Origin of the sequence: Erwinia sp. V90_4, from assembly GCF_029967685.1 — a bacterium.
In the GTDB taxonomy this organism is placed as follows: Bacteria; Pseudomonadota; Gammaproteobacteria; order Enterobacterales; family Enterobacteriaceae; genus Erwinia; species Erwinia aphidicola.
The window spans coordinates 24,588-36,467 of record NZ_JASCAQ010000042.1 but is presented as its reverse complement, the minus strand read 5'-3'; the positions used below and the strand labels follow the sequence as shown (position 1 = coordinate 36,467).

Sequence of the window (11,880 nt, the reverse complement as noted above, 5' to 3'; positions counted from 1 at the left end):
TTCATTAATTAGCCGGAATAAAATAATGTCAGCATCAATTCACAGTGTGATTGGACAAATGCATGCCCAGGCCCAGAAAATTTCGGGATCCGCTGATTTCCTCTCTGCCGGAAAGTTAACAGATAACGTGGGCGGCGCGACATTCTCGGACGCTCTGTTTAACAGCATCAATGAAATCAATAAGACACAGCAGGTAGCCAGGAAAAATACCCAGGATTTTATGTCCGGGAAAAGCGATGTCGGCCTGAATGATGTGATGCTCTCAATGCAGAAATCATCGGTGGCATTCAGCTTTGGCGTGCAGATGCGCAATAAAATGCTCAGCGCCTATCAGGAAGTTATGAGCATGCCGGTTTAAGGCATTGACGAACATCATCATGAATGAAAATTTGCGCGTACCGCTTCGCACTCCCCAACTCTCAGACGCGCTGAGCGACCGGGAATTACAGCGTATCAGCCAGCTGATATATCAGCGTGCCGGTATTGTTCTCACCGAACAAAAGCGAGACATGATATTTAACCGCCTGTCACGCCGCCTGCGTGAATTAAAGTTAGCGCGCTTCAGTGAATATATTCAGATCCTGGAATCCAGCCCGGACAGCCCGGAGTGGCAGGTATTTATTAATTCTCTGACCACCAACCTGACCGCGTTTTTCCGCGAGGCGTACCACTTTCCAGCGCTGGCAGAACATGCCCGCCAGCATGCCAGTGGCTATCGCGTCTGGTGTACCGCGGCCTCGACCGGTGAAGAGCCGTGCTCAATTGCCATGACGCTGGATGAGGTTCTCGGCCCGGCCATCGGCGGGCCGCGCATCTGGGCGACGGATATCGATACCGACGTGCTGGCGCGCGCCAGCGCCGGGGTTTACCGCCTGGCAGACGTGCAGAGCCTCAGCCCTGCGCAAAAGCGCCAGTTCTTTTTACGCGGCACCGGGGATAACAGCGAGCAGGTGCGCGTGAAGCAGGAGCTGCTGGCAGCTATCCACTATCAGCGCCTCAATTTGCTGGACGCGAACTGGAATGTGCCCGGCCCGTTCGACGCGATTTTTTGCCGCAACGTGATGATCTATTTCGACGCGCCGACCCAGCAGAAGCTGATCCAGCGCTTCGCCCAGCTGTTGAAGCCTGACGGTCTGCTGTTTGTCGGCCATTCGGAGCATTTTAACCATCGGCAAAGTCCGTTCCGCCTGCGTGGGCAGTCGGTCTATGCACTATCGGAGACAGGACGTTGAGCAAGATACGAGTGCTGTGCGTCGATGACTCAGCCCTGATGCGCAATATGATCACGGCGGTCGTTAACCAGCAGCACGATATGGAGATGGTGGCGACGGCAGCTGACCCCATCACGGCGCGCGAGCTGATCAAGAAATTTAACCCCGACGTGCTGACGCTGGATATCGATATGCCGCGTATGAACGGGCTGGAGTTTCTCTCACGCCTGATGCGCCTGCGCCCGATGCCGGTGGTGATGGTCTCGTCACTGACGGCGAAAGGATCCGAAGCCACCCTGACCTCGCTGGAGCTGGGGGCGGTGGATTTCATCGCTAAGCCGGACGTCAGGCACAACAGCGAAATCGACCACTGGGCGTTGCAGGTGGCCGATAAGATTCGCGTGGCGGCGCGCGTCGAATTCCCTCAGCGGGTGCAGGCGGCCAGCGAACGCCACAGCATCAGCGCGCCGCGCCTCGGAATGGAAAAAATTATCGCTATCGGTTCGTCGACCGGGGGCACCGAGGCGCTGCGCCGGGTACTGACCCCAATGCCAGCCCACTGCCCCGCCGTGCTGATCGCTCAGCATATGCCTGCGGGCTTCACCCTGTCGTTTGCCCAGCGCATGAACTCGCTGTGTGCGATGACGGTAAAAGAGGCCGAGGAAGGCGAACCGGTGCTGAACGGCACCGCCTACATTGCCCCTGGCGATCGTCATATGGAGATAGTGCGCCAGGGCAAGGGTTATCAGATCCGCCTGAACAGTAATCCGACGGTCAACCGCCATCGCCCTTCGGTCGACGTGCTGCTGTATTCGGTGGCAGAACATGCCGGGCAGCACGCCGCCGGGGCGATCCTGACCGGGATGGGCAGCGACGGCGCGCGCGGGCTGCTGGCGATGCGCCAGGCCGGAGCCTGGACGCTGGCGCAAAGCGAGCAGACCTGCGTGGTATTCGGTATGCCGCGCGAAGCCATTGCGCTACAGGCCGCGGTCGAAGTGACGGACCTACAGCATATCAGCCAGCGTCTGATCGACAGCTTCACGCCGGCGGATCGCAGTAAAACAGCTAAATAACAGCGGGATACCTCCACCGTTTGCAGGAGGATTTTCAGGATAACACCATGTTGGATAAGAGCTTACGTTTTCTGGTTGTTGATGACTTTGCCACGATGCGCCGCATCGTTCGCAATCTGCTACAGGACCTGGGTTACAAGAATATTGAAGAAGCGGAAGACGGCCAGGATGCGCTGAACAAGCTGCGCGCGGCCGAATTTGATTTTGTGGTCAGCGACTGGAACATGCCGCATATCGATGGTCTGGAACTGCTGAAGACCATTCGCGCGGATGCGGCAATGGCCAAACTCCCGGTACTGATGGTTACGGCAGAAGCCAAGCGCGAAAACATTATTGCCGCTGCTCAGGCCGGCGCCAATGGCTATATCGTTAAGCCTTTCACCGCCGCCACGCTGGAAGAGAAGCTGGGCAAAATTTTCGAAAAACTCGGTTAATGACAATGACAGAGAATAATTCACCCGGCAGCGATAATTTTAAAGACATCTTTTTACGTATTGGCCAGCTGACGCGCGTGCTGCGCAACAGCATGGCTAACCTTGGCCTCGAACAGGCCTTACAGGAAGTCGCCGAGGCCTTCCCGAATACCCGCGATCGCCTTGACTACGTCGCGGAGAAGACCTCCCAGGCTGCCGACCGGGCGCTGACCTGTGTGGAAGTCGCCCGCCCGCTGCAGGAGTCACTGGGTAACGAGGCAACGGCGCTGAACGCCCGCTGGGATGCCTGGTTTGTCGAGCCGCAGCCGCTGGAAGAAGCGCGCGAGCTGGTCAACGCCACGCGTGCCTATCTCCGTCAGGTTCCGGACGTCACCCGCAGCACCAACCACCAGCTGACCGAAATCATGATGGCGCAGGACTTTCAGGATCTGACCGGCCAGGTGCTGCACGGCCTGGTCAATGTGATAGAAGTGGTGGAGAAAGAGCTGATCAGCGTCCTGCTGGAAAATATGCAGGAGATTGAGCCGCTTAATGCAGATGAAAACGCCCATCTGAAAAATGGCCCGCAGATTAACACCACCGCCGAAGGCATTGTTGCCTCGCAGGAACAGGTGGACGATCTGCTGGAATCACTGGGCTTTTGAGTTAACTGAATCGCCGCTATGTCACAAGAAAGTGATAACGAAAAAACCGAAGACCCCACGCCGACAAAACTGGCGAAGTCGCGTGAAGAGGGGCAGATCCCACGTTCAAAAGAGCTGACCACGCTGCTGATGCTGCTGGTGGGATGGGGGCTGATGGTCGGTGGCGGTGAGAGCCTGGCGCGCAGTCTGATGCATCTGCTGCACAACGGACTGACTTTCGATCGGCTGCTGACGGCCGACCCGGCGCATATGCTGCGACGCGCTGCCAGCCTGCTCGGTCAGGCATCTCTCGCCACGCTGCCGGTTGTCTGTGGCCTGTTTATTACCGCAATTGCGGCACAGCCGATTGTTGGCGGGCTGAACCTGAGCGCGAAGTCGATCAAGCTGAACCTGAAAAAGCTCAATCCGCTCAGCGGCATCAAGCGCATGTTATCGGCGCAGATGGCCTCCGAGATGCTGAAGGCGATTTTAAAAGTGCTGCTGGCCTCGCTCGGCGGCGGGCTTTACCTGCTGCTGAATAAAGAGAAATTTATCCGGCTGATCTTCGAACCGCTCGGCATGGCGCTCAGCGATATCGCCAGCCTGCTGATCGGCTGCATGCTGGCAGTGATCCTGTCGCTGATCCCGATGGTGGCCTTTGACGTGATTTACCAGATCTACAGCAACTGGAAGAAGCTGCGCATGAGCCATCAGGAGATCAAAGATGAGTTCAAGAAGCAGGAAGGCGACCCGCTGATTAAAAACCGCGTGCGCCAGATGCAGCGCGCCATGTCGCAGCAGCGCATGATGAGCGACGTTCCCGATGCGGACGTGGTGGTCAATAACCCGACGCACTACTCTGTCGCCCTGAAATATCAGGACGGCAGCCTCGGCGCACCAAAAGTGGTGGCCAAAGGCAGCGGCCTGATTGCCCTGCGCATCCGCGAACTGGCGGAAAGCCACAGAGTTCCGATGCTGGAAGCGCCCCCGCTGGCGCGTGCGCTGTATCGCCACTGCGAAATTGGCGCACCCATTCCGGCTGATTTATACAACGCGGTAGCAGAAGTCCTGGCGTGGGTTTACGGCCTGCGCCGCTGGCGTAAAGGCTTTGGACAGCGCCCTGTCACCCCTGAAAACCTTCCCGTGCCCGACGCGCTGGATTTTGCCCAAGAGAGTAAAGAGTGATGGCTAATCTCGCCACCCAGTTACGATTACCGAAGTTTAAAGAGACCCAGTGGCAGGTGCTGGCCGGCCCGGTGCTGATCATGACCATCCTGGCGATGATGATCCTGCCGCTGCCGACTTTCGTGCTGGATCTGTTCTTCACCTTCAACATCGTGCTGTCGATCATGATCCTGCTGGTGGCGATGTTCACCCAGAAGACGCTGGAATTCTCGGCATTCCCGACGGTGCTGCTGTTCTCCACGCTGCTGCGCCTGGCGCTGAATGTCGCCTCCACGCGGGTGATCCTGATGGAAGGCCACACCGGCACCGGAGCCGCAGGCGCGGTAGTTGAAGCCTTTGGTAACTTCCTGGTGGGCGGTAATTTCGCCATCGGCATCATTGTGTTCATCATTTTGATCATCATTAACTTTATGGTGATCACCAAGGGTGCCGGGCGTATCGCCGAAGTGGGCGCTCGCTTTACCCTCGACGGGATGCCGGGCAAGCAGATGGCGATTGATGCCGACCTCAACGCCGGGCTGATTGGCGAAGACGAAGCCAAGCGCCGCCGCCAGGAAGTGACGCAGGAAGCCGATTTCTACGGGTCGATGGACGGGGCCAGCAAGTTTGTGCGCGGCGATGCCATCGCCGGGCTGATGATCATGGTGATCAACGTGCTGGGCGGGCTGATGATCGGCATCATGCAGCACGATATGTCCGCCGGGATGGCGGCTGAAACCTACACCTTGCTGACCATCGGCGATGGCCTGGTGGCGCAGATCCCGGGGCTGGTGATCTCCACCGCCGCCGGTGTGGTGGTGACCCGCGTGGTCAACGAGCAGGACGTTGGCGAGCAGATGGTCAGCCAGCTGTTTACCTCTCCGCGCGTCATCGTGCTCTCTGCCGCGGTGATCGGCCTGCTGGGGCTGATCCCGGGCATGCCGAACCTGGTATTCCTGCTGTTTACCGCCGCGCTGCTGGGCATTGCCTGGTGGCTGCGCGGTCGTGAGAGCCAGCAGAGCGCCCGCGCCGGCGTGGCCGGGGGCAGCGCCGAAGAGAAAGCGCTGGCCGAGGCCGAAGCGGCGCAGGTCAATGAAGCCACCTGGTCCGATGTACAGATGGAAGACGTGCTCGGGCTGGAAGTGGGCTACCGCCTGATCCCGATGGTGGATCAGCAACAAAATGGTCAGCTGCTGACGCGGGTGCGCGGCATCCGTAAGAAGTTTGCCCAGCAGATGGGCTTTCTGCCGCCGGCGGTGCATATCCGCGACAACCTCGACCTCTCGCCGACCTCGTACAGCATTCTGCTGAAGGGCGTGGAGATTGGCCGCGGTGAAACCATGCCGGAGCGCTTTATGGCGATCAATCCGGGCTGTGCCGAAGGCGACGTTCCCGGCATTGCCTGCGTTGAGCCGACCTTTGGTCTGCCTGCGCTGTGGATTGAAGAGGTCCAGCGCGAGCTGGCACAGACCCTTGGCTATACGGTGGTTGACCCGAGCTCGGTGATTGCCACCCACCTGAATCATCTGATCAGCATCCATACCGACGAGCTGTTTGGCCGCCAGGAGGCGCAGCAGCTGCTCGATCAGCTGACCAAACAGTCGCCGAAGCTGGTGGAGGATCTTATCCCCGGCGTGATCACGCTGACCACGCTGCATAAGGTTTTGCAGAACCTGCTGGCGGAGCGTATTTCGATCCGCGATATGCGCACCATCATTGATACCCTGGCGGAATTTGCCACCAGCCACAGCGATGCCGATGAGCTGACCGCCCGCGTGCGCGCCCGCCTGGCTCGCGCCATCACTCACCAATGGTTCCCGGCGGACCAGGATATTCAGGTTATTGGCCTCGACCTGTCGCTGGAGCAGCTGCTGATGCAGGCCACGCAGAGCGGCAGCGCCATTGAACCCGGCATTGCTGAGAACCTGATGAAGCAGACCGAGCTGGCGTTGCAGCACCAGGAAGGTATTGGCGCGCCGCCGGTGATGCTGGTCAACCCGATGCTGCGCCTGATGCTTTCACGCTATCTGCGCCGTATCTTCCCGCAGCTGGTGGTGCTGTCGAGCCAGGAGATCAGCAGCCAGCGCAACGTGCGCATGACCTATATGATTGGTGGCCGCTGATGAAGGCCTGGCTTTGGCTGCTGCTGGCAGCACCGCTGGCCGCAGAGGCCGCGGGCGGTTCCTGGGGCAGTCAGAGCCGCGGCGGGACGATCTCAATGGGTAAACAGCAGGTGAAAAGCGAACCGATCACTCCTTCCGGTTCCCTCCCCGCCGGCGCGGTGGGAGTGCGAGTGGCATGGCGCATTACCCCCAGCCACACGCCGCCGCCGGATCTGAAAATCACGCTGTGTAGCGCGCAACGCTGCATGGCGCTGCCTGCACTTTCCGGTGAGCTGGCAATGCCGGCTTCCTTCCCGGTAAGCGGACCGTTTTATTTTACCTACTACGCCCAGTCGCATGGCCCGCTGTTTCCAGTGCTGACCATTCTGCGCAATCAGCTGACGGTGAATTACCGGGTTGCCGCCGGGAACAGATAATTTTGCCAAAATATGTTGGGATGCATCAGGGAGAGATAAAATCAGAGCAGCGGCTCAATGCTCCTGACCGGGAAGAAAAATTTAATTTTATCGTCGCTGGTTTTAAGCTGGATAAAGCCCATTTTGCGCCAGACTCCTGCGGCTTCTTCATCTTTTGCCTCTATCATTACGGACCAGATCCCGACAGAGTCAGAGGCATACCAGGCTACGCGCAGTGCGTCGATCGCTAACTGCGTGCCAAAACCCCGTCCTGCCAGACGCTGATCAATGGCCAGTCGGCCCAGCGTGATACATGAGGTTTCATGGTATGGGATCTGATTCTGATATTGACGCGTCATGCCAGATTTTTCATAACTGCCGCCTGACAGAGTATAAAACCCCACCACCTCAGGGACGGGTTCATCAGTCACCAGCAGATAGGCTTTCAGTACGTTGCCTGCATGTTGCTTAGCCAGGTGCTTTTTCAGAAATTCATCCAGCTCCGGGCGGCCACAGCTGAAGTTTTCGACGTTGATAATGACATCAGCCGAATACTTCATGATTTTAAGTTTTACCGATTCCATTCCCAGGTCGATCCCTCATGACTGAGCGCAGCCGCCCGATGCAGTCGTTCATTCGGTGCGGGTGGATTTTCCAGCGCTTCCATCACCGCATTCCATGACTGTTCGGTCAGTTTAATACGGTTGTGCTCGTTGATTACCGTTTCCGCACGCTGCATGGCAGAGTCCGCTATAAATTGGGAGACACTGACACGACTGAGCTGCGCGGCAGTTCCTATTACGCTTTTAACATCAGGGCTGATACGCAGCTCCAGACGTTCAGTTTTTGCCACGGCCACCATGGGCTTCTCCAGTTTGTACGGTGATCTTACGTACAAGAAAGAGTGCATTATATAATCAGGCAGTTCCAATAATCTTTTTCTTCCGGTAGTAAGTTATCGCTGCTGCCACAGCAAGCGTCTTCGGTGTCAGAAAGATTGTGGCCCTCCCGCTGTGATGACGCGGTATTTAGCCGACGTGAGTTTATCCTGACAAGCGCAGCCTGATGCCGCAAACACATTTCCTCACCCGTTTTAAATTCTGGAAGCGGGCGCATAAAAAATATCGCTGCATTACAGCACTTGTCGAATCAATGGAATCATGCGCTTAACTCATTTAATGATTTACCTCCTCTTTCAAAATCATTAAGAATAAGATTACCCCTTAGAGACTATAATTTTCTTAAAAAAAGGGAAAAGCGAAATGCTCATAACAAGCGCATTTTATGGCGTAATTATTCTTATAAAACTCATATAGACTTCTGCGCACAACTTACCCTAACGCTATACATGGATTGTAATAATGAACCAGAACTCACGCAAAAAGGCCAATATGCTTATCGGGATTTTTTTAAGCTCTGCTCCCGTATCAATGGTGTTCGCCGCTATTCCCAATGCTGAGAAACACCCGCTCGCACTTGATTATCGTCACGCGCCTGATCCCTCTGCACTGAGTCAGGAACCGAAGCCAGCCAGAGCGCCCGATCTGTTTGGTGAAACCACCGGGCCACTGCCCTTCTTTGGTGAGGAAATTCGTCAGCGCGGTTATGATCTGCCCGACCCTTACGGCATTGGTTATAACTATATGGATATGCACCAAAATATTAAGGTAAACAGCATTAACTTTAGCGGACTATCATTATTTGGCACGCCGCTACCGAGCGATAATTTTAAGATCAACGTTGGACATACCCGTGAAAAATCTCAGACGCACACCGCGCGCCTGGATACCTGGCTATTCCCGTTTATGAACATATACGGCATCGTAGGGCATACCAAAGGCTCTTCCGTTTCCCGGATTGATACGGTGGCAGCGGCCAATCAGGTTCTGTATAAAGACCTCGATTTTAAGCTTAAATTTAAAGGCACCACCTATGGCGCAGGCACCACCCTGGCCTATGGCTATCATGACTGGTTTGGTACGCTCGATTTTAACTATACCCGCACCGATTTCGATATTCTGGATGGTAACACCCATGCCTTCACCTTCACGCCGCGCGTAGGCTATCGCTTTACCGTACCGGGTTCCGACAGGTTCAATATTCCGCAGTCTCATGCCAGCCTGTGGGTTGGCACCATGTATCAGGATGTCTCACAGGACTTTCGTGGCAATATCAGCAACCTGCATATGCCTGCTGAGTTAGCCGGACTGGTTAAATTGGTTAACCAGGACGATAAGGGCCGCTTCCGGGTGAAGCAGCACTTGCAATCACCGTGGAATATACTGGTCGGTGGGCAATATGAAATAACCCGTAACTTTAATATTACCGCTGAAGCCGGGTTCGAGAAGCGTAACAGCGTGATGCTGGGCGGCGAGTTCCGCTTTTAAGTATGCGGATAAACTCTTCGCTGTTATTTGGCCTGCTCTCTATTTCCCCGATCGCGCAGGCCAATTTTTTGCCCAGCAGGGTGACCGTCGATCATTACCTGGCAAAACTGGGGTCAGACCAGCAGGTGAATACTGCGCAAGGCATTGACTGGGGCATCGTCCCCGGTCCGTTTTATACCCCGGAACTGGGCATCGGTATTGGCGTTGCGGCTGTCGGGCTGTACCGGCCCGATCGGCAGCAGAAAAACACACCGCTCTCGTCGCTGGCTCTGACAGGCTTTGCCAGTTCGACCGGGGCTTTCGGCTTCGGGTACGAGAATGACACCTTTTTTCACCATGACCAGTGGCGGTTTTATATCGATGGTGACCTCAGCCATCGCCCGCTCTACTACTGGGGGCGGGGCTATCGCGAAGGACGCCATCGCCACGACAGGCAAAAATATGACTCCAGCCGTTTTAACGCCACGCCACAGCTGCTTTATCGGCTGCGCGCCAACACCTATGCCGGGCTTGGCTGGGCGGTTTCATGGGAGCGTGCTTCCGCGTTGCAGGATAAGCCATCGGGCGGCTTTTCGCGCAATCCCGTCGCGCTGAATCAGCTAAACTCCGGCTTCAGCCTGCTGTTCAGCTATGACACGCGCGATTTTATCGCTAACCCGTCGCAGGGACAGGTGTTGAACATCCATTACACCGATTACCTCCCTTCGCTGGGCAGCGATAACCGCCTTAAGGTCTGGGATCTGCAGTATGACCGTTACCACCCGCTTAATGACTCCACGCTGCTGGCCTGGGAGCTGTATAGCCGCCTCGCGACCGGGCAGGTGCCGTGGACCATGCTGGGTTCGCTGGGCGACAGTCGCCACCTGCGCGGCTATTATCAGGGGCGCTTTCGCGCGCGAAATATTGTGACTACCCAGCTCGAACTGCGGAAAAAACTGAGCTGGCGCCACGGCGTGGTGGGCTGGGTCGGCGCGGGCAGCATGTCTCAGCGCCCGAGTGAAGTGCTGGATGGCCACTGGCTCCCTTCGGTTGGGGTTGGCTACCGCTTCGAGTTTAAAAAACGGATGAATGTGCGGCTTGATTACGGTGTCGGTCAGCGCAGCTCCGGTTTCTATTTCCAGGTTGGTGAAGCATTTTGATCGCCCGTCTCTTACTCTCATTCAACCTGCTGCTGGCAGGCTGCCAGGCCCGGCATCTGGAGAACATGCCGTTTAATGTGGCGAGTCTGCAAGGCCCGGCCGCAGTCGCCAGCGTGGTCTGGCCGGTGATAGCCAAGCTGCCCGCCCCGCAGGGCCTGCGCCCCTGCTGCGCCTTCGGTTATAACGTGCGGGCAAAAGTGCTGGGTATTCCCGTTCCCGGATTCAAAATCGGCAACGTCATCGCCCCGGACGATAGCGGTCAGCATCACTATAATGACCACTTACTGAGTATCCTCAGCACGCTGAGCGGTCTGAATCGCGAACATGACGGCATCATCTATACGCTGCGCGGCGGTTTTATCGATCTCGCCCACGTGCGCGATACCGCCGATAATACCCTGTGGCTATTCAGCCAGATCTGGCCAGGATTAGGCCAGGCGGGCACTATCCGACTGGATGATGAGCTGGGGCAGCGCGTTATCCGCCTGTGGCCGTTTACCCCGCCCGCGACTGCGCTTGCGCGCTACCATCTGGCCGTGATGATGGCCGCTCAGCTGGCTTATCAGCTGGCGGTATGGCATGAGGTGGCGCAATGGTACGGTTTTGAGTCGGTACCTGGCTACTCTGAAGCCGTGTCGGCATTCTCACCGGAAGACCTCTATTCCAATCTGCTTGGCGCGCGCCTTGCCAGCGACCTGTTGAACCATGGCGGCGCCAGCACGCTCAGGCAGTATCAGCGTACAATGGCGCAGGCAATCCCGCAGGCGCTGGCGCAGCTTGAGGCAGTCAGCCCGCAGCAGACCCGTTTTCACTTCGATATGCTCGACGGCAAGTGGTGGAATAGCCGCTGCCGCCTGCCGGATAAATTCCTGGTACGCCGGCGCAACTATCTTACTGGCGCCCTACGCTACCCTACCCGCCCGGCCGAGCGCGTGCCGATGCTGTGGCTGACGCTACCCGACAGCTTTCATGGCCAACCGCTCAGCGCTTTCGCCCGGCTGGAGATTTGGCCCGGTAACAATATGAAACAGCTGCCCGCGCCCAAAAGCCCCAGGATTTTCTATCGCTTTGCCGATTTTGCCACGCTGGCGCAGCAGGCAAAAGAGGTCGACCGCCGCCGGCTGCTGCGTATCGGCCAGCGCTGTAAATGAGTATTTTATCGCCATTATCGCGTTGTTTTTCATAAGATAAAGTTATGTCTGAGCGTTTATTTTTTGCCCTCGCCGTTAACCCCTGGATCGCTGCTTGCTGCTTTCCGCTGCCGATCTCATCAGGCAACCGATTACGCTGGCGAGAAAGCAGGCAAAAGCCCTTTTGCCAGAAAGTTCCCC

13 protein-coding genes are annotated in these 11,880 nt (G+C 56.9%); 11 read left to right on the top strand and 2 right to left on the bottom strand.

Annotated features, from left to right (window positions below):
- Positions 1–25 precede the first annotated feature (25 nt).
- Genes fliE through QLG07_RS08775 form a run of 8 tightly spaced genes read left to right on the top strand, consistent with a single transcriptional unit; the run spans position 26 to position 7,044 of the window.
- Positions 26–358 (top strand): flagellar hook-basal body complex protein FliE, encoded by a 333-nt coding sequence (fliE, locus tag QLG07_RS08810; protein ID WP_191150412.1) that lies wholly within the window; start codon positions 26–28, stop codon positions 356–358.
- Between the two features lie 19 nt (positions 359–377).
- Entirely contained in the window at positions 378–1,232 is an 855-nt protein-coding gene (locus tag QLG07_RS08805) for a CheR family methyltransferase (protein WP_282469031.1), read from the top strand.
- A complete protein-coding gene (locus QLG07_RS08800) occupies positions 1,229–2,284 on the top strand; it encodes a chemotaxis response regulator protein-glutamate methylesterase (RefSeq protein WP_282469030.1) in 1,056 nt (351 codons plus the stop codon). The genes QLG07_RS08805 and QLG07_RS08800 overlap by 4 nt, the downstream gene beginning before the upstream one ends.
- Before the next feature lie 47 nt (positions 2,285–2,331).
- Positions 2,332–2,718 carry a chemotaxis response regulator CheY gene (gene cheY, locus QLG07_RS08795; RefSeq protein ID WP_099753763.1) on the top strand — a complete coding sequence of 129 codons (387 nt, stop codon included), beginning with the start codon at positions 2,332–2,334 and terminating at the stop codon, positions 2,716–2,718.
- Between the two features lie 5 nt (positions 2,719–2,723).
- Positions 2,724–3,362 (top strand): protein phosphatase CheZ, encoded by a 639-nt coding sequence (gene cheZ / locus QLG07_RS08790; RefSeq protein ID WP_282469029.1) that lies wholly within the window; start codon positions 2,724–2,726, stop codon positions 3,360–3,362.
- An 18-nt stretch (positions 3,363–3,380) separates the two neighbouring features.
- Positions 3,381–4,526, top strand: a complete 1,146-nt coding sequence (flhB, locus tag QLG07_RS08785) for a flagellar biosynthesis protein FlhB (protein ID WP_282469028.1) — start codon at positions 3,381–3,383, stop codon at positions 4,524–4,526.
- Positions 4,526–6,628: a flagellar biosynthesis protein FlhA gene (gene flhA / locus QLG07_RS08780; RefSeq protein ID WP_099753761.1), complete on the top strand. Its 2,103-nt coding sequence runs from the start codon at positions 4,526–4,528 to the stop codon at positions 6,626–6,628. The genes flhB and flhA overlap by 1 nt, the downstream gene beginning before the upstream one ends.
- A complete protein-coding gene (locus QLG07_RS08775) occupies positions 6,628–7,044 on the top strand; it encodes a flagellar protein FlhE (RefSeq protein ID WP_282469027.1) in 417 nt (138 codons plus the stop codon). Before flhA ends, QLG07_RS08775 begins: the two co-directional genes overlap by 1 nt.
- A 41-nt stretch (positions 7,045–7,085) precedes the next feature.
- Here the strand turns inward: QLG07_RS08775 and QLG07_RS08770 are convergent, their stop codons facing one another.
- Positions 7,086–7,607 carry an N-acetyltransferase gene (locus QLG07_RS08770; protein ID WP_282469026.1) on the bottom strand — a complete coding sequence of 174 codons (522 nt, stop codon included), beginning with the start codon at positions 7,605–7,607 and terminating at the stop codon, positions 7,086–7,088.
- Positions 7,595–7,882: a DUF1778 domain-containing protein gene (locus tag QLG07_RS08765; RefSeq protein WP_282469136.1), complete on the bottom strand. Its 288-nt coding sequence runs from the start codon at positions 7,880–7,882 to the stop codon at positions 7,595–7,597. The genes QLG07_RS08770 and QLG07_RS08765 overlap by 13 nt, the downstream gene beginning before the upstream one ends.
- 502 nt (positions 7,883–8,384) lie before the next feature.
- Between QLG07_RS08765 and QLG07_RS08760 the strand changes: the two genes are divergently transcribed.
- From QLG07_RS08760 to QLG07_RS08750, 3 genes are read left to right on the top strand one after another with little or no spacing between them, the layout of a single operon-like run.
- Positions 8,385–9,410, top strand: coding sequence for a hypothetical protein (locus QLG07_RS08760; protein ID WP_282469025.1), 1,026 nt, complete (start codon positions 8,385–8,387; stop codon positions 9,408–9,410).
- 2 nt (positions 9,411–9,412) lie between these two features.
- Positions 9,413–10,549, top strand: coding sequence for a BamA/TamA family outer membrane protein (locus QLG07_RS08755; protein WP_282469024.1), 1,137 nt, complete (start codon positions 9,413–9,415; stop codon positions 10,547–10,549).
- Positions 10,546–11,700, top strand: coding sequence for a DUF4056 domain-containing protein (locus QLG07_RS08750; RefSeq protein ID WP_282469023.1), 1,155 nt, complete (start codon positions 10,546–10,548; stop codon positions 11,698–11,700). Before QLG07_RS08755 ends, QLG07_RS08750 begins: the two co-directional genes overlap by 4 nt.
- The last annotated feature ends 180 nt before the right edge of the window (positions 11,701–11,880 follow it).